The 18186-nt window shown below is 68.1% G+C and carries 15 protein-coding genes; 10 read left to right on the forward strand and 5 right to left on the reverse strand.

The genetic code is table 11. From position 1 onward, the window contains the following. Nucleotides 1–77 precede the first annotated feature (77 nt). The 4 genes from MLE42_RS09795 (at nt 78) to trpS (ending at nt 3901) form a co-directional block, all read left to right on the forward strand. Nucleotides 78–992: a sigma-70 family RNA polymerase sigma factor gene (locus MLE42_RS09795; protein ID WP_243287701.1), complete on the forward strand. Its 915-nt coding sequence runs from the start codon at nt 78–80 to the stop codon at nt 990–992. A 77-nt stretch (nt 993–1069) separates the two neighbouring features. Further along, on the forward strand, nt 1070–2023 hold the full coding sequence (locus tag MLE42_RS09800; RefSeq protein WP_243287702.1) for a homocysteine S-methyltransferase family protein: 954 nt from the start codon (nt 1070–1072) through the stop codon (nt 2021–2023). A 167-nt stretch (nt 2024–2190) separates the two neighbouring features. Further along, a complete protein-coding gene (locus MLE42_RS09805) occupies nt 2191–2535 on the forward strand; it encodes a cupin domain-containing protein (RefSeq protein WP_243287703.1) in 345 nt (114 codons plus the stop codon). A 289-nt stretch (nt 2536–2824) separates the two neighbouring features. Further along, nucleotides 2825–3901 (forward strand): tryptophan--tRNA ligase, encoded by a 1077-nt coding sequence (gene trpS / locus MLE42_RS09810; protein WP_243287704.1) that lies wholly within the window; start codon nt 2825–2827, stop codon nt 3899–3901. A gap of 109 nt (nt 3902–4010) precedes the next feature. Here trpS and MLE42_RS09815 read toward each other — a convergent pair whose 3' ends face one another. From MLE42_RS09815 to MLE42_RS09825, 3 genes are all read right to left on the reverse strand, one after another. Continuing rightward, nucleotides 4011–4235 carry a hypothetical protein gene (locus MLE42_RS09815; RefSeq protein WP_243287705.1) on the reverse strand — a complete coding sequence of 75 codons (225 nt, stop codon included), beginning with the start codon at nt 4233–4235 and terminating at the stop codon, nt 4011–4013. 280 nt (nt 4236–4515) lie between these two features. Further along, nucleotides 4516–7587 carry a BamA/OMP85 family outer membrane protein gene (locus tag MLE42_RS16290; RefSeq protein WP_243287706.1) on the reverse strand — a complete coding sequence of 1024 codons (3072 nt, stop codon included), beginning with the start codon at nt 7585–7587 and terminating at the stop codon, nt 4516–4518. A gap of 4 nt (nt 7588–7591) precedes the next feature. Then, entirely contained in the window at nt 7592–7927 is a 336-nt protein-coding gene (locus MLE42_RS09825; RefSeq protein ID WP_243287707.1) for an STAS domain-containing protein, read from the reverse strand. A gap of 207 nt (nt 7928–8134) precedes the next feature. On the opposite strand from MLE42_RS09825, the gene ispG reads away from it, so the two are divergent. From ispG to ric, 4 genes are all read left to right on the forward strand, one after another. Further along, nucleotides 8135–9241: a flavodoxin-dependent (E)-4-hydroxy-3-methylbut-2-enyl-diphosphate synthase gene (gene ispG, locus MLE42_RS09830; protein ID WP_243287708.1), complete on the forward strand. Its 1107-nt coding sequence runs from the start codon at nt 8135–8137 to the stop codon at nt 9239–9241. A gap of 37 nt (nt 9242–9278) precedes the next feature. Next, nucleotides 9279–9539 carry a membrane protein insertion efficiency factor YidD gene (gene yidD, locus MLE42_RS09835; protein WP_420843092.1) on the forward strand — a complete coding sequence of 87 codons (261 nt, stop codon included), beginning with the start codon at nt 9279–9281 and terminating at the stop codon, nt 9537–9539. Nucleotides 9540–9579: 40 nt separating this feature from the next. Continuing rightward, nucleotides 9580–12036: an SIS domain-containing protein gene (locus MLE42_RS09840; RefSeq protein ID WP_243287710.1), complete on the forward strand. Its 2457-nt coding sequence runs from the start codon at nt 9580–9582 to the stop codon at nt 12034–12036. A gap of 140 nt (nt 12037–12176) precedes the next feature. Beyond that, nucleotides 12177–12893 carry an iron-sulfur cluster repair di-iron protein gene (gene ric, locus MLE42_RS09845; RefSeq protein WP_243287711.1) on the forward strand — a complete coding sequence of 239 codons (717 nt, stop codon included), beginning with the start codon at nt 12177–12179 and terminating at the stop codon, nt 12891–12893. Nucleotides 12894–12969: 76 nt separating this feature from the next. On the opposite strand, the gene MLE42_RS09850 is transcribed toward ric, so the two are convergent. Continuing rightward, the gene (locus MLE42_RS09850; protein ID WP_243287712.1) at nt 12970–13188 is read right to left on the reverse strand and encodes a hypothetical protein; all 219 of its coding nucleotides are present in this window, start codon (nt 13186–13188) and stop codon (nt 12970–12972) included. 45 nt (nt 13189–13233) lie between these two features. On the opposite strand from MLE42_RS09850, the gene MLE42_RS09855 reads away from it, so the two are divergent. Further along, nucleotides 13234–13980, forward strand: coding sequence for a lysophospholipid acyltransferase family protein (locus MLE42_RS09855; protein ID WP_243287713.1), 747 nt, complete (start codon nt 13234–13236; stop codon nt 13978–13980). A 4-nt stretch (nt 13981–13984) separates the two neighbouring features. Here the strand turns inward: MLE42_RS09855 and MLE42_RS16150 are convergent, their stop codons facing one another. Next, entirely contained in the window at nt 13985–16516 is a 2532-nt protein-coding gene (locus MLE42_RS16150) for a serine/threonine-protein kinase (protein WP_275975837.1), read from the reverse strand. Between the two features lie 113 nt (nt 16517–16629). Between MLE42_RS16150 and MLE42_RS09875 the strand changes: the two genes are divergently transcribed. Beyond that, nucleotides 16630–18168, forward strand: coding sequence for a sigma 54-interacting transcriptional regulator (locus MLE42_RS09875; protein ID WP_243287714.1), 1539 nt, complete (start codon nt 16630–16632; stop codon nt 18166–18168). Nucleotides 18169–18186: the final 18 nt, after the last annotated feature.

The raw sequence follows: 18186 nt of genomic DNA on the forward strand, positions 1-18186 counted from the left end.
CGCAGACCCAAACCCGGAGTACGGAGGGGCTCCGACGTCGGCGCGTGCGATCCTTTCCCTTCCATGCCGAGGGGACCATGGACTCCACCGCCCTGGCCGAAGCCTTCGAAGCCCACCGGAAGCTGCTGTGGGGGCTCAGCTACCGCATGACGGGATCCCCCGCCGATGCCGATGACGTCGTGCAGGAGACCTTCCTTCGCGCGCTCAAGCGTCCACCCGCGGACCAGGAATCTCCCCTTCGCCCCTGGCTGGCGGCCATTGCCGTCAACCTGTCCAAGGATCTGCTGCGGCGCAGGAAATCGCGGCCCTATCCGGGAGTCTGGCTCCCGGGCCCCGTCGAATGGGAGGCCTCCGACTGCGTGGTCGAGGCGCCCCAGGAGCATTTCGACCTGTTGGAGACCGGATCCTACTCCTTCCTGGTGGCCCTGGAGGACCTCAGCCCCCAGCAGCGGGCGGTGTTCCTTCTCCGGGAGGTGTTCGATCATTCCGTGGATGAAACAGCGCAACTCCTGGGCATCTCAGAATCCAACGTGAAGGTGACCCTGCACCGGGCGCGGAAAGTGCTCAAGCGGCCGAGCTACCCGACAAGCAGGAAGCGGGAGCTCACGGGTCGGGCCCTCCGGCGGTTCCAGGAGGCCTTGGCCGCTCAGGACCTGGAGGCCCTGGAGTCCCTGTTCACCCCGGATGCCAAGGCCTGCGGGGATGGGGGCGGGATCTACGCATCTGCCGAGATCCCCATTCTGAGGGCGCGTGCCATCGCCCAGTTCTTCCTGCTCATCGCGCGGCAGGATCCCTCCATGCGGCTGCAACTCCGGGAGGTCAACGGATTGCCTGCCCAGGTCGGAGAGAGGGACGTCCCGGAGACCGGGCCGCGGGCCCCTCGCTGGGTCCTGCTGGTCGAGGTGGACGAAGCAGGGCGCATCTCCTGGGTTCGCTCCGTACTTGCCCCCCAGAAGCTCACACGGATCTCCTGGAAAACCTCCAAGGGGTGAAGCCGCTCCCACCAGGGCCCTCCTTCACCGGACCGACCAGCCTTTCCAACCGGGGAACCATCCAGAGGAGACCAGCCGTGGATCAGCCATCTCAACTAAGGGAGCGTCTGCTGCTCGGGGAATGCTTCCTGACCGAGGCGGCCGTGGTCGAACGCATGCGCCGGGAGTTCCTGATTCCCGCGGATGACCATCTTGTCTATGGGGGATCCATCTACGATGCCCATGCCCGCACGGCTCTGGCCAGCATCTATCGGAGCTATCTCCAGATCGCCCGCAGCGCCTCCTTGCCGATCCTGATCACGACCTCAACCCGGCGATCGAATCCAGACAGGATCAGCGTCTCCCGTTTCGCGAACCGGAACATCCATCAGGATTGGGTGGCCTTCCTCCGTGAGATCGCCGCCGATTTCGGGGATTCCACCTACATCGGCTGCCTTCTCGGTACCAAGGGAAACGCCTATCAACCTCAAGAAGCGCTTCCGGAAGAGGAGGCCTTGTCCTTCCATCGCACCCAATGCCAGGCCTGCCTGGAAGGGGGCGCGGAATTCCTCATGGCTGGCGTGATCCCGTCGCTTAGCGAGGCGAAAGGGTTGGCCAGGGCCATGGGGGAGACAGGGCTGCCTTTCATCATCAGCTTCATCGTCACGCGGAGGGGCTGTCTCCTCGACGGGACGCCCATCCACGAGGCCATTGACGCCATCGACGATGCCAGCACGCCACTCTGTTTCATGGTGAACTGCGTCCATCCGGACCATGTCCGCGCCGGCCTATCGGCTGGGGTCAACCGCAACCGACCCTCGATGAGGCGCCTGATCGGCATCCAGGCGAACGCCTCGACACTGGACCCTGATGAGCTGGATGGCCGTGCAGAGCTTCATTGCGATGGTTCTGCTTCCCTGAGCGAATCGATGCTGACCCTCCGCCGCGATCATGGATTCCAGATCTTCGGCGGGTGCTGCGGTACCGATGCCACCCTTTTGGAGGACCTCGCCGCTCGTCTACACGAGCCCCACCCGCCCTCGAGACCCTGACGGTCCGGCCCCAGTCGTGGCAGCCCCGAGTCCCGGCCCAATCCATGACCAGCCGATCAACCACACGCATGCATATTTCAACACACCGCTCCACCCTCATGCTGAAGTCGGTTTCTGGCGGAGCTGCTTCATCCCTTCTTTCATGCCATCTCTCATTGGAGCCTTCCATGCACCCGGTCTCGATCCAGAATGCTGATCACTATGTGTGGGGCGATCAGTGCGATGGTTGGCATCTTCTGAAGGGCGACGATCTCCACGTCATCCAGGAGAGGGTCCCGCCGGGAAAGTCCGAGAGGCGGCATGTCCACGCCACCGCACAGCAGTTCTTCTTCATCCTCGCAGGCCAAGCTGTCATGGAATTGAATGGTGAGGACCACCAGCTCTCGGCGGGCGAGGGCATCCACATCCCGCGTGGCATGCCCCATCAGTTCAAGAATCCCTTCCGCGATCCCGTCGAGTTCCTGGTCATCTCCCATCCGACGACCCGCGGGGACCGCACCGATCTGGCCTGACCGATCGTTCGCCCCTTCTGCGACATCCGCGAAACACCCCAGTCCATCTCCAGCAGTACGGGGTAATCCCTGCATTCAGGTCCCGCCGCTCGCCTTGACAGGCCTGTCCAAGCCGAGTGAACCTGAAGGAACCGGGTGTTTTCATGCATTCCAACCTCTCCCATCGTGCTGACTGGTGGTGGCGCCACCGATGGGCAAGGCGCGTGAACCCCTAGCAATCTGCTAACCGCTCCTCAGGCCCGTCGGATCGTTCCGGCGGGCTTTTTTGATTTGGACAAGAGACCATCCCATGACCGCACCCACCACGACCCCTCAAGACACCTTCGAAGCGGCTCGCCTCCGCAGCGAGGAGCTGGAAAAGAAGGTGCTGGACCACCCGGATCAATTCCGCGTCCTCACTGGAGACCGGCCCACGGGAAGGCTCCATGTCGGGCACCTCTTCGGCACACTCCAGAATCGGGTTCGGCTGCAGCGGTTGGGTGTCGCCTCCTTCATCGTGATCGCGGACTACCAGGTGCTGACGGATCGGGAGGCTTGCGAAGGCATCGCCAAGAACGTTCGAGAGCTCACCCTCGATTACCTGGCCGCAGGCTTGGACCCCCACTGCGCCCACACCTTCATCTTCCCCCACAGCCATGTGCCCGAGCTGAACCAGCTCCTGGTGGTCTTCCTGACGCTCGTCACCAATGCGGAGCTGGATCGGAACCCCACGGTGAAGGAGGAGATCCAGGCCACAGGGGCGAAGCAGATCAATGCCGGCATGTACACCTATCCCGTGCATCAAGCGGCGGACATCCTCTTCTGCAAGGCCAACCTGGTTCCCGTGGGCAAGGATCAGCTGCCCCACCTCGAGATGACCCGTACCATCGCCCGGCGCTTCAATGCCCGCTATGGCCCGGTCTTCCCTGAACCACAGGCCTTGTTGAGCGCAGCTCCCCAGATCAAGGGTCTGGATGGTTCCCTGAAAATGAGCAAGAGCCGGAACAATGCGATCGCCCTGAGCGCCTCCGAGGATGAGACGGCCGCCCTCATCCGGTCCGCCACGACCGATGGGAACCGCATCATCACCTACGAACCGGAGACGCGCCCCGAGGTGGCCAATCTGCTCTTGCTGGCGTCCCTCGCCAGCGGGGAAGCCCCCGAATCCATCGCGGCCCGCATCGGCGATGGGGGCGCAGGCATGCTCAAACGGATCCTCACAGAGGCCCTCAACGAGCATCTGCGTCCCATGCGGCAGCGAAGAAAGCTCCTGGAACAGAACCCGGACCACATCCGGAACGTCCTCATGTCAGGGATCGGCCACGCGCGGGAGATGGCCGAGAAGACGCTTTGCGAAGTCCGGAAGATCATGGACATGGAGCTGTAGGGGATGAACGCGGTACCACCCCATGGCGCCGGTCGGGAGGGCTCCCAGGCTCCTCTCCTTCCGGGCGATCTCGGATCGCCCGGAAGTGCACAGCGGACGCCTGGAGAGGTCAGGCCCGGGTCACGACCTGGCCGTTCTTTGCGATGACCTTGTCGGCGGCGGCCTGGATCTGGCCACGGAGTTCCGCGTCATGGAGGCCGGTGGCCAGGTCGCGGAGCGCCAGTGCGATGAGGATCTGGGTGGTGGGGCGCTTCCCCCACTCGGGATCCTCCCAGTGGCCATGGAACCAGTCCGTCAGGCGAAGCAGGAAATCCAGGGCGGCTTTGGACAGCATGGGGTCCTCCTGAAACCGGGTTGCTCGTGGGACGCCGCCATGGCCGCAACCCGTTCGCGACAGCGGTGATTGGAGTGCCAGGTCACCCAAATCCATGCGAATGGCCATGGAAGAACCCGGAACGAAGGGCGTCAATATGGGCTCCCGCTTATCTTCAGGAAGAAAAAACAGGCGAACGGTCGTTTTTGGGCCCCCAGCGGTAGACGTCCGCCCCTTCCGATCGGAACCACGTCCTGGAGCAGCCCGCCCCCTCTTCAGGCGGCGGGGGACCGGACCCAGCTCAGAACTGGAATCCGGCCGAGATGAGCAGGCTCTTGAGCTGGGTGTCGCGTTCGTCCTGGGTGCGGGGGCGCCCCATGATGCGCTTCCAGTCGGCGGCGTATTCGAGCTTGAGGGGGATGCCCAGCTTCAGGATCAGGCCCACCCCGAGGGTGGTGCGGAGGGGCGGGAAGGAGGGTGGAATCCGCTGGAGGGTGACGGGATCGGTTTCGGCGGTCAGGCTCCGGTAGACCTGGCCACTGTCCAGGAAGACCTCGGCCCAGACGCTCTGCATGCCGAACAGCGGAAAGCGGTACTCGAGGTTCACGACCGCCAGCCCCTGGCCGCCGAGCGGAATGGGCTGGGGCAGCAGGTTTCCCAAAGAATCCGTGCGCTGGACGTCACCCAGCATGTCCGGTTCCACGCCTCGCACCGTGAAGGATCCCCCGCCGAAGAACCGCTCGGACAGCGGCAGGTCCTTGGCCGATTGCGCGGTGGGACGGGCCAGGCCCAGCCGGACGCTGGCCATGACCACACCGTTCTCCGCATGGAAGCCCATGGGCCAGTTCCATTGCTGGCGCAGATCCAGCTTCACGAAGCTGCTGTTGATGGAGGTGCCGAAGACCTGGTTCGCCAATTCCAGCCGGCCGAAGAAGAAGGTCCCCTGGGTGGGATCGAAGGGCTTGTCCCGGCGGTCCACGACCACCTGCAGGTAGGGGGCTGAGATGATGCTCCGGGCCGGCGTGCGCGCGAGGAGGAAGAGATCCTGGTCCGCGAGCAGGGGTACGCCGTTGCTGTCCGTGTTGGAGGCCACCTCCACGCGCTCGAAGCGGTAGCCGAGCTGCACGGATTGCACGGGGCTGATCTTCCACTCCAGGCTCGGCGTGAAGCGCCGCCGGCGGGCGAAGAAAGCCGCCTGGGCCTCCTCGATGTAGGCGCCCTCCACCCGGAAGCGCGTGCGGGGCGCCAGCAGCGTGTCCAGGGAGCCCGGCAGGAACCAGGGATCGGTGTAGCCGATGCTGTAGCTGTCCACAGACCGCTTGATATCGCCCGTGGGGAAGGCCTTCCGCAGGAAGGGGCTGTCCAGGGTCTGGTCCCCGGCCCGCAGGCCGAAGTCCAGGGTCCGGCCCATGCCGCCCACATTGAGGCGCTGGGCATTCAGGCCGAAGTGGTAGCCCTGGGTCTTGTCGTAGCCGAAGGACTCGGTGAACACCCAGGGGCTGCGTTCCTGAAGGCGCAGGGCCAGGTCTCCGCGCTCCCAGGGCTGGTTCTCCTGGCCCGGAAGGTCCTTCATGGTGAGAAGGTCCACCCGCTGGAAGGCCCCGAGGCCGCCGAGCTGGACCTGGCCCTCGTCCAGCTTCGCCGGATTCAGGGGGATGCCCGAGGCGAGGCCCGATTCGCGCAGCACCGCCTCGGCGCGGGTCCGGTCGCTGCCCTGCACGACCAGGCGGCGCGTGCGATCGAGCGGCTGGGCGGGCACCTGGATGCGCACCACGGGATGGGTCTCATCGTCCTCGAAGGAGATCTTGACCTGCGGGTTGGCCGATCCCACCGAGGAGAGCCGCTGGCGGAGGTCGGAGACCACCAGGGCCAAGTCGTTGCGCACCAGGGGGAGCGGCGGCTTGAAGCTCAGCCGCGCCCCCTCCGGCGTAGGCTCGAGGGTGCCCTCGAACCCCTGGAGGTGCCTCCGGTCCGACCGGTAGCGCTGGGTGCCCCGCACGGACACGGGATGGTCCGCCAGCGAGAGCAGCAGGCTCCGGGCCAGCCGGTCCCTGGGAAAGGCGGGATCGGACGGGAGCTCCAGCACGAGGGCGTCCAGGAACCGCCTCGACCCTTCGCGGATGATGAGGCGCACGTCCACCGCGCCGCTCTTCCCGACTTCGACACGGCGGCGGACCTGCACCTCGGGGAATCCGCGCTGGAGATAGTGGGCCGTGAGGCGGTCCTCCAGGGCCTTCATGGCCTCGGATTTCGCGTGCGGCGACAGGAAGAGGAACCGCTTGGGGAGGCTCACCGCCCGCGCCAGTTCCGCGTCGGACAGCTCGCGGTTCCCCTCGAAGCGCACGGTGCCCAGGACGCGCCGGGGACCAGTCTCCACGGTGTAGGTGATGGTCACGGCCTCGGGCCGCTCGGCAGTGCCCGCCGCCACGACGCGCTCGTGGGACACCTTGACCTCGGGATAGCCCTGGTCCCGGTAGTAGGCGGCGATCCGGCCGTCGCCCTCATCCAGCACGCTCGGCGAGTAGCGCTCGGCCCGGGCCAGAGGCACGAACTCCAGCAGCCGGGGGCGTCCCCAGAGCACCGGGCCGAGCAGGTCCATGCCCTTGGCCTTCAGGGTGACCTCCGGCCCCGGCTTGACCTCCAGCACGAGGACGCCGCCCTCTCCGTCCGCGGGGGCGAGGCGGATGGAGCCCTCCATGCGGCGGTCCTTCACCAGCCGCTGGCGCAGGCGGCGCTGGGCCTCCCGCTGGACGATCGGGGTCCAGTGCGTGCGGCCGGGCGTGATGCCCGCGACTTTCAGCAGGTATTCCCGCGTGTACGGCGCCGGATCCCCCTCCAGGCGAACCTCCTGGATGAGCCGCGGGGCTCCGAGGCTGAGCACCAGGTGAAGCTGCCGGCCCCCCTCGTCCACCACGGCCTTCACATCGGCCTGGCGGTACCCGGCCTCCCTCAGGCGCTGCTCGGCGCTGCGTTCCAGCAGCGCCAGGCGCTGGGTCCCCAGCCGCTGCCCCTTCCGCACTTCCGGCAGGAGGGTCTTGCGCAGGTCGGCGGGCAGGGGATCCCCTTCCCAGCGCCAGGTCTCCAGGGGCAGCAACGGGTCCAGGCGCAGGAGGATCTCGCCGCTTCCACCGAAGGTCCCTTCCACCGTGCGGTAGCGGTCCACCAGGCGCACGGCGGTCAGGGCCTGCTGGAAGGCCGCCGGATCCACCATCTGCCCGGGCTTCAGCCCCAGGGCGGCCTGCGCGAAACGCCGGTCATCGACGCTTCCCCCCTCGATCCGGATCGCCGTCACCACACGGGCGGACGCAACCTCCTGACCCACGAGGGGAGCCAGGGCCAGGAGGCTGCACCCGAGGGCGGCGCGAGAACGCACCGCCTCAGAATCCGGCGAGGGCCTCTTCCTCGGTGTCCTTCACTTCGAAGACCGAGTGCAGGCTGGTCATCTTGATGAGGCTGAAGATCTTGCCGCTCATGCCGCAGATGCGCAGCTCTCCGCCCTTGCCCTTGATGGAGGTGTAGCAGCCCACCAGCTCGCCCACGCCTGAGGAATCCAGGTAGCTCACCTTGCTGAAGTTGATCACGATCTTGCGGGCGCCGTTGGTGAGCGAGGTGCGGACCGCTTCGCCCAGTTCCTGGTCGCCATCGCCCAGGGTGATCTTTCCCTCGGGGTATAGGATCAGCACGTCGTTGTGATTGCGTGAGTTCATGATCATGGGGGCCTCGGGGTGAGGGGCCAGTGTAGCAAGGCTTCCAAGGCTCAGCGCAAGCCCACGGCCGCATGGAATCCTCCGGCATGGGGTGGCCCCGGGCCTCCAGGGCCGTCTGGGCCGAGGCCCAGCGAGCGACCCGGTCGACGGCCCGGCGGGCGGTCCGGCGGACGACATAGGTGGGTACACTGAAATCTTTGATGTCGAGGTCCCATGTCCGACCAGGAACTCCAGCCCCTCGCCCCCCGCCGGAAGACCCGCCAGATCCTGGTGGGCAAGGTGCCGGTGGGCGGGGACGCCCCCATCACCGTCCAGAGCATGACGAAGACGGACACCCGGGACGTGGAGGCCACGGTCCAGCAGATCTACAACTACGCCAATGCCGGCTGCGAGATCGTGCGGGTGAGCGTGCCCACCAAGAAGGCCGGCGAGGTCTTCCACGAGATCTGCGACCGCAGCCCCATCCCCGTGGTGGCCGACATCCACTTCGACTACCGGCTGGCCCTGGTGGCCGCGGACGGCGGCGCCGCCTGCCTGCGCATCAACCCCGGCAACATCGGCGGCCAGGACCGGGTGAAGGCCGTGGTGGACAAGGCCGGGGCCAAGGGGATTCCCATCCGCATCGGCGTCAACGGCGGCAGCCTGGAGAAGGACCTGCTCGAGAAGTTCGGCACGGCCACCCCCGAGGCCATGGTGGAGAGCGCCCTGCGCCACATCGAGGTGCTGGAGCGCGAGGGCTTCCGCGACATCAAGATCAGCCTCAAGGCCAGCGACGTCATCCGCACCGTGCAGGCCTACCGGCTGCTGGCCAAGCAGGTGGACTACCCCTTCCACCTCGGCATCACCGAGGCCGGCACGCCCTTCGGCGGCACCATCCGCTCCAGCGCGGGCATGGGCATCCTCCTGGCCGAGGGCCTGGGTGACACCATCCGTGTCTCGCTGACGGGCGACGGGGAGGACGAGTGCCGCGTGGGCCACGAGCTGCTGCGGTCCCTCGCCCTGCGCAGCGGCGGCTTCCGCATGGTGAGCTGCCCCAGCTGCGGCCGGGTGCAGATCGACCTCAACCGCGTGGCCCACGAGATCGAGGAGGGCCTCAAGGCCATCAACCACGAGAACATCACCTACGCCGTCATGGGCTGCGTGGTGAACGGGCCCGGCGAAGCCAAGGATGCCGACCTGGGCGTGGCCGGCGGCGCGGGCGAGGGCCTCATCTACCGCAAGGGCGAGCTCATCCGGAAGGTGAAGGAGGAGGACCTGGTCCCCGCCTTCCTGGAAGAAGCGCGCAAGGTCAAGGCCGAAGCGGATGCGGCGAAGGCCTAGGGCATTGGACTGGCTGGCGGCCCACCCCCTGGCGGCCATGGGGCTCTACCTGGTGGTGGAGGCCTTCCTGCCCGTGCGCTTCCAGCCCTCCGCCTGGATCTGCCGGGGCGCCATCCGCGCCTACCAGGCCACCCTCTCCAGCCACCTGCCCACCCAGTGCAAGTACACCCCCACCTGCAGCCACTACGGCCTGGGCTGCATCCAGAAGTACGGCACCCTCCGGGGCGGCCTGCTCACCACCTGGCGCCTCATCCGCTGCTCGCCGTTGACGAGCGGCGGCATCGATCCGGTTCCCTAACCGGCGATTCCGTCCGAGGATGAGGGCTGGAGGTCCCACCGTGTGCGGAATCGTTTCGCTCTGCTATGCGTCTGAAGTCGCCGCCATGGGCCATGAGGCCGGGGAGCTGCTGAAGCGGCTGGAATACCGCGGCTACGACTCCACGGGCGCCTCCTTCATCGGCGCGGACGGTGTCATCACGCTCCTCAAGAAGGTGGGCGCCCCCAGCCGCGTGGTGCCGGAGCTGGGCATCGATCAACAGCGGGGCCAGCGCTTCATCGGCCAGGTGCGCTGGGCCACCTACGGCGCCGTGACCGACGTGAACAGCCAGCCCCACCATGTGCGCTGCAAGGTAGAGCTGGTGGGCGCCCACAACGGCAACATCTCCAACACGGACGCGCTCAAGCCCGCCCTCACAACCCAGGGCCACGCGGTGAAGTCCGACAACGACGGGGAGATGATCACCCACCTCACCGAGGACGCCTACGCCGCCAACCTGGCCGAGCCCGGACCGGCCCTGGCCGCCTGCCGAGCCGCCTACGGGGCTTCCGGCCTGGAGGGCGCGGTTCCCGAGGGCGCCTTCCTGCTCATCGATGCAGCCCGGAAAGCGGATGCCCGGGCCGAAGGCTCGTACGCCGCGGCCTTCGCCGATCCCAAGGTGCCCGGGGTCGTGGCCGTGAAGTCGGGCTCGTCCCTCTACGCGGGCCTCGGCAGCGACACCCACGGTGAGTTCGTGGTGGTCTCCAGCGACCTCACCTCCGTGCTCTCCAAGACCCGCATGCTCATCCCCCTCTCCGAGGGCGAGGGCATCTGGTTCACGGAGCGCGAGTACCTGGTGTTCACCCTGGGGAAGGAGCTGGCCTTCTCCGTGCCCCGGCCCAAGCGCTCCAAGCTGAACGTGCGCGACACGGGGCTGCGCCCGCCCTACCGCTACTTCATGGAGCAGGAGATCGCCTCGGCCCCGGACAACCTGGACGAGGTGCTGCGCTACTACTTCCGCGATGCGGGGACCGAGGGCCTCTTCGCCGCCTTCGAGGACCGCCAGGACCTCTGCAAGGCCCTGGTGGCCAAGGTCCTGGCTCTTTACGAGGCTCCAGAGGAAACGGCCCTGCGGAAGGCCTTCGGGGCCCTGCTGGCGGAACCCATCCACCGGGAGCTGGCCGCCCGGGTGGAGCCCCACGCGGACGTGCTGCGCGCCCATGGCCAGCCGGTCTCGGACGAGCGCCAGCTGCTGGCGGACCTGGGCCGCCTCGATCCCTCGGCCCAGGAGGCCCTGGCCCTCTTCGACCTGCTCTTCGTGTGGAAGAAGCGCCGCAGGGTCACCCGTCACCTCCAGGAGCTGGTGCAGGCCATCCGAGAGTCCCAGAAGGAGGGTGGCCGCGTCTTCCTGGTGGCCTCGGGCACCTCGTACCACGCGGCCCTGGTGGCGGCCACCTTCTTCAACAACCTGGCGGGCGTGGCTGTCTTCCCCTGCAACCCGGGCCAGTTCCGGTCCATGTACCTGAACGCGGTCCAGCCGCATGACCTGCTCATCGGCATCACCCAGTCCGGCGAGACGAAGGACCTGGTGGACATCTTCCAGGACGTGCGGGCCCGCGTGCCCGCCCTGCGCCGCATCGCGCTGGTGAACAACGAGAACAGCCGCATCCCGCAGGAGCTGTCGGAGTTCTACCTGCCCATCCTCTGCGGCCCCGAGATCGCCGTGGCGGCCACCAAGAGCTTCCTCAACCAGGTGGCCATCCTCTACGTGCTGGCCGCCTCCTTCTCGCTCACGGAGCGCAAGATCGCGGCGAACCTGGAGCGGGCCAAGGACCTCATCGCCGAGACCCTGCGCCGCTGCGAGACCGATGTGGAGGCGGCCGCCAGGCGCCTCTACCTGGAGCCCTCGCTCCACATCCTGGGCACGGGGCTCATCGGCCTGGCCCGGGAGGGCGCGCTCAAGATCCGCGAGGTGGTGCTCAACCATGCGGAGGGCTACGACGCCGCCGAGTTCAAGCACGGCCCCAACACCATCCTCGGGAAGAACACCCTGTTCTCCATCCAGGACCTGGCGGGGCTGCTGGAGGTCTACGAGCAGCACCGGGACGGCCGCCCCTTCGCCGGTGGCATCGAGGCCCTCCAGGCCTGGCCCGAGCTGGTGGAGACGCGCTTCTCCAACTACCCGCTGCTCTTCGTGTGCCCGGCCGAGGAGCGGGACGTGCGCATCACCATCAGCCAGATCCACACCCACAAGATCCGCGGCGCGGACATCCTCCTCATCGCCGAGAGGAACCCCGAACTGGCCCTGGCGGTGGCGGGGAAGCCCATGGGCCAGGACCGCTACTGGTCCAAGTACATCGAGGTGCCCCCCGTCGGCGATGCCAACCTCTTCGTCTTCGCCGCCACCGTGGCCCTGCAGCGCCTGGCCTTCCGCATGTCCGTGCTGAAGATGGAGTACCTGGACCGCCTGACCGTGGCCGACCACGGCGTCCACCCCGACGCCCCCAAGAACGTGTCGAAGTCCATCACAGTAGATTAAAAACACTGTATTCAATAGTTTGAATATGATGTTCGAGTTATTTAAGAAAATATGACCTTTTTAGTCAAGATGTGACTTCCCTCACGGCCCGGAGGCCCCATCTTGGGTGCCAGGGGGTGATCCCCATCGATGGAGCCGTCATGAACGTGGAACTGGACACCAAGGTGGGCGAGCTGGTGATGGCGCGTCCCGAGACCATGCGCTACTTCGAGCGCCTCGGCATCGACTACTGCTGCGGGGGCCACCGCAGCCTCGGGGAGGCCTGCGGCCTCGCCAAGCAGGATGCCGACAAGGTCCTGGCGGACCTGGCCACCCTGGAACCGCCCGCGGCCGGCGTGCCCTCGCTGAAGGACTGGACCACGGCTTCCCTGGCCGACCTCATCCAGCACATCGTGCCCACGCACCACGACTACCTCCGCGAGGAGATGCCCCGCCTGGAGCTGCTGCTCGCGAAGGTGCTCCGGGCCCACGGCGAGCGGCACCCCGAGCTGGCTCGCGTGGGCGAGCTCTACCGGGCCATGGTGGCCGACCTCACGCCGCACCTGATGAAGGAAGAGCAGATCCTCTTCCCCTACATCACCCAGATGGAGCGGGGCCAGTCAGGCTCCTCCTGCTTCGGGAGCGTCCAGAGCCCCATCCGCGTCATGGAGATGGAGCATGAGGCCGTGGGGGCGCTGCTGGCGGAGCTGCGGGAGCTCACGGACAGCTACACCGTGCCCGCCGACGGCTGCAACACCTTCCGCGCCTTCTACGACGGCCTGGAGACCATGGAGCGGGACCTGCACCTGCACATCTACCTGGAGAACCAGATCCTCCATCCCCGCGCCCTGGCGATGGAAGGCGCCGTCAAGGTCTGATCCGGACCACCCCCGGACCATCGCGGAGAAGCGGCCCGAGGCCCCGAGGCGTCGGGCCGCTTCGCGTCTGGCGGCCTCAGTGCGCGTCTTCGAGGCTCCACCGGTCCGTGCAGCCGTGGCTTTCGACCACCTGCCGGGCCTTCCGCAGGCGCAGGGTGTGCTGGACGTTCTGCATGACGGTGAAGAGCCGGTCGTGGATGCCCAGGCGCGCCAGGTCTTCCGCGGTGAACCAGGTGACGCCGTCGTGGCCCTTCCGCGTGGCGTGATCAGCCAGGATCTGCTCGGTGATGCCCACGGGAAACCTCCGGAACTGATAGGTTGAATATCACGGAGGGGCATTGTGGCCAACTGGCGAAACACCGGATGGGGCGCAGTTGTGATGGCGGTCTGGGGCATGGTCCTGGTACCGGTCGTCGTGCTCGGCATCCTGCTGGCCGTTCCCTTCCTCGGGCGCCGCCGCGCCTTTTTCGGCATCGGGCCGCTGTACGCCCGGGGGCTGGGCTGGTTCTGCCGGATCCCGCTGGCCCTGACGGGCTGGGAGCGGCTGCCGGAGGCCGTCCGGGAGGGACGCCAGCCCGTGATCTTCATGTCGAACCATGAGAGCCAGCTGGATCCTCCAGTCCTCATCGGGATCCTGCCGGTGCCGGCGGTCTACATCGCCAAGAAGGAGGTGAAGTACCTCCCCTTCGTGGGCTGGGCGGCCTGGGTCGCGGGCGTGATCTTCATCGATCGCCGCGACCGGGAGCGGGCCATCCGGAGCATCCGCGAGGCCACCGACGAGATCCGGGGCGGCAAGAACGTGGTGATCTTCCCGGAAGGCACCCGCAGCCGCACCGGCGAGATGCTGCCCTTCAAGAAGGGCGGCTTCGCCCTAGCCCTCGACGCCGGCGTGCCCATCGTCCCCATGGCCACCGTGGGCGGCCGGGAAGTGCTGCCACCGGGAAGCCTCCGCCTCCGCCCGGGCAGGTACGTGGTGGCGGTGGGCGAGCCGGTGGATCCTGCGGCGCTCGCCGATCGGGAGGCCCTCATGACCGAGGTCCGCGGCCGCATCGAAGCGCTCGTGACCGAGGCCAGGAAGGCGCTCTGACCGCTCAGCGGAAGGCGGGGTCCTGCTGGGCGACCCGGCGCTTGCCGGGGTGCAGGCGGTCCGCCAGCTCCAGCAGGCTCCGGGCCTCGACCGCATTCCCCAGCTTCGCGGCCATGCGGGCCATGAAATAGAGGTTCACCGAGAGCACCCGCCGCTCGTTGTGCTTCTTGGCCGCCAGATCCGAGGCGAGGACCTTCTGCCGGTGGGCTTCGAACAGGGCCAGGGCCCCGGCAGAGTCCCCCGCGAGGGCCTTCTTCAGCCCCGCCAGCAGGACGGTGTTGGAGTGGTCCGGAGGCCAGGCCCCTTCCAGCTCCCGCAGGTAGCCTTCGGCGGTGCCGGTGTCCTGCAGGTCCCAGGCCGCATAGACCATGAGGCTGCGCAGCACGTTGGAGCCCGGCACCTCCCGGAGTCCCGCCCGCAGCCGGAGCTCGGCCTCCGCCGACCGGCCCATCCACAGCAGGGCGTCGGCGGCGGTGACATAGGCGTACTCGGCCGCGGGACGCAGGGCGATGGCGCGATCCGCGTGCTGGAGCGCCGCCGCCAGGTCGCCTTCGTTCTGCAGCAGCACCCCGTAGCGGTGGTGGGCCTGCCAGCCCTCCGGGAAGAGCTCCAGGGACTTCTCGAAGTAGCGGCGGGCGGCCGCATGGTTGTCCGACCCCTCCAGCCCTGCGAAGACGTCCGCCAGCACGTCATAGGCCCGGTGGTCGGCCGGGTCGAGGCGCACGGCCTGGAGGGCCGACCGGCTGGCACCCTCCAGATCCCCCAGGCGCAGGAGGATGGAGCCCAGGGCCCGGTAGGCCTGCGAGGCGCCGGGATCCAAGGCGATGGCGGTCTCGGCGGCCGCCTTCCCCTGGCGCAGCAGGGCCTGCCCCTCTGCGAAGCGCCCCTGGCTGAGGGCGCGCGTGGCGCCCAGTTCCGCCAGGGTCCAGGCATACTCGGCGCGCGCTGGCGCGTAATCCGGTTCGATCTCGATGGCGGATTGCAGGAGCGAGTTGGCCAGCTGGACCGAATCCTGGTTGCCCTCGGTGAGCACCTGCTGCGCCTTGGTGTAGAGCTCCCGGGTGCGGGGGTTCCGGGCCTGGATCCTGGGCGCGCCGGCCTCGCCGGCCAGGCCCATTTCCTGCGGGAGGCGCTGCTGCAGCTCGTCCTCGATCTTCAAGAGGTCCCCCACGGGACGGTCCAGCTGGAACTGGTGCGTGGTGGCCCCGTGGGCGGCGTCCACCACCCGGACGCCCATGCGGATCTGCCCGCCCACCACCTGGAAGCTGCCCAGCACCAGCAGCTCGGCCTTGAGCTGGCGCCCCAGCTCGCCCAGGGCCTTCGGGGCCCTCCCCGGCGTGTCGCCCAGCTGGTTCATGGCCTCCACCACCCGCAGGCGGTCCACCACCAGCATGTCCTCCCGCCGGACGAGCCCGTAGGCCATGGCGTCGGCAAAGCTGTTGCTGAGCCAGGCATGTTCCGCATCCGGCTGCAGCTGCTCCAGGGGCAGGATGGCCACCACGCGCCGGCCCTTGGTGAAGTCCACCCGGGAGGCCCGCCGCGCCTCGCCCAGCCCGGTGCCCAGGGCCCGCCGCACCAGCAGGGCGCCGACGCCCCCTCCCGCCACCAGCACCAGCGCCGCCGACACCAGCAGCCACCGGCGCCGGGTCCGCTGGATCCGCACCGCCGACAGGCTGAGGTGCGGGATGGTGGCCGTGGGGTTGTCCTCGGCCAGTCCGGCCGCCAGGGCCTGGAGGTTGGGGAAGCGGTCCCTCGCGGACTTGGCCATCAGGCGGTGGATGGCGTCCTGGAGGGTGCGGGGAAGGTCCGGCCGCAGCTCCGACAGGGCCCGGGGCTCGTCCCGCGTCACCGCGTAGAGCGTATCCACCAGGCTGGCGCGCCGGAACGGGTGGGTCGCCGTGGCCAGTTCGTAGAGCACCACGCCCAGGCTGAACTGGTCGGACTGGCCCGTGAGCGGCTGGCCGTTGGCCTGCTCGGGGCTCATGTAGGCCGGCGTCCCCTGGCTGTAGCCCGGCGCCGTGCTTTCCACCAGGGTCATGTGGTGGGAGGTCTGGCCCATGGGGAGATCCTCGACCCCTCGGCGCGCGATGCCGAAATCCAGGATCTTGAGCTGGCCATCGTCCGTGAGCAGCATGTTCTCGGGCTTGATGTCCCGGTGGACGATGCCCTTCTGGTGGGCATGGAAGAGGGCCGAGGCCGCCTGGCGCGCCAGGTCCTGGAGAGCGTTCCCATCCAGGGGATGGCCCACCAGGGTGCGGAGGGTCTGCCCCTCCACCAGCTCCATGGCGATGTAGGGGATGCCGTCCACCTCCCCGGCGTCGTAGATGTGGGCGATGTTGGGATGATTGAGCTGGCAGGCCAGCTTGGCCTCGCCGATGAGCGCCTTGCGGCGCAGGTCATCGGCATCCTTGAGGATCTTGAGGGCCACTTCCCGCTCGAGGCGCAGGTCCAGGGCCTTCCAGACCTCGCCCATGGCGCCTTCGCCCAGCCGGGCAAGCAGACGGTAGGAACCGAAATGAGTGGCGTCAGGGGTCAAGCGTGTCCTTACGGAGGTAAGGCAGTATACCGATCGGACTAGGCGGGGGATTAGCACCCGATTGGCGGCTTGACTGGACTCTCGAAATATCGAGAATCAAACAGGAGGTGCCCGTGGCCGCGCTGGATCTCGAGACCGCCCTCACGGGAGCCCGGCTGGTGGAGGAGGCAGGCGTCCTCCTCACCCTCGGCGAGGAGCCGGAGCGCATGGTGGCCCATGCCTTCGAGCGCCTGGGCCAGCTGGTGCCCTACGACCTGGCCACCGTCCTGCTCCGGGAGGGGGAGGCCCTCCGGGTGGCCTATGCCGTGGGCCCCCTGGCCACGCCCCAACTCGCGAAGGCCCTCATCCCCGTCCGGGGGAACCTCCGCCTGCTGAACGCCCTCAAGGCCCGATCCAAACCCGCCACCTTCGAAGAGGAGGATCCCGGCGAGGACACCTTCCACGGCCTCCTCGACATGCCACGCGGCCACAGCTGCCTGGTGGCCCCCCTGCGCAGCCAGGGTGAGACCTTCGGCCTCATGACCCTGGATGCCATGGTGTGCCGCCAATATCCCGAGAGCGTGCTGCACCATGTGGGTGTCTTCGCCTCGCTGCTGGCGCTGGGCATCAAGCAGGCCGAACACCTGGGCCGCCTGGCCGAACGAGAGCGGAGCCTGGCGGAGGAGGTCAGCTACTTCCGGGAGGTCCAGCGCCGGGATGTCCTGCAGGAGCCGCTCCGGGCTGAGAGCCCCGCCATGCGCGCCATTCTGGATCAGCTGAGGCAGGTGGCCCCCACGGTGACGACGGTGCTCGTCACCGGCGAGACCGGCACGGGCAAAGAGAAGGTGGCCCAGACGCTGCACCATCTCTCGCCCCGCCGCGAGCGGCCCTTCATCAAGGTGAACTGCAGCGCCCTGCCCGCGACGCTCATCGAGTCCGAGCTGTTCGGCCACGTGAAGGGGGCCTTCAGCGGCGCCGCGTCGGCGCGGAAGGGGAGGTTCGAGCTGGCGGACGGCGGCACCCTCTTCCTGGACGAGATCGGCGATCTGCCCCTGGACCTCCAGCCCAAGCTGCTGCGGGCCATCCAGGAGAAGGAGATCGACCCGCTGGGCGCCGAGAAGCCCCGGAAGGTGGACGTGCGCCTCGTGGCAGCCACCCATGCGGACCTGCGCAAGGCCGTGGCCGAGGGGCGGTTCCGGGAGGATCTCTTCTATCGCCTCAGCGTGTTCCCCATCCACCTTCCGCCCCTGCGCGAGCGGCCCGGCGACATCGCCGCCCTGGCGGAGAGCTTCCTCGACAAGTTCGCCCGGGAGAACCGCCGCGCGGCCATCCACCTGCCGGCCCCGGTCCTGGAGCAGCTGGAGGCCTACCCTTGGCCCGGCAACGTGCGGGAGCTGAACAACGTGCTCGAGCGGGCCGCCATCCTCTCGACGGGCCGTGAGCTCCGGCTGCCTCCGGGCGCCCTGGCCGCGCGCGGAGGCGTGGAGAGATCGGGACGCCCCCACACCTGGGAGGCCCAGGAGCGGGCCTACCTGGAGCGGCTGCTCCACCACACCCGCGGCAAGATCGCCGGTGCCGACGGCGCGGCGGCGGTCGCCGGCCTGGCCCCCTCCACCCTGCTCTCGCGCCTGGAGAAGCTGGGCCTCAGGCCCAGGGACTTCAAGGAATCGTGATAGGTTAGGCACTTCCTT

Source organism: Geothrix terrae (assembly GCF_022808775.1).
GTDB classification, from domain to species: Bacteria; Acidobacteriota; Holophagae; order Holophagales; family Holophagaceae; genus Geothrix; species Geothrix terrae.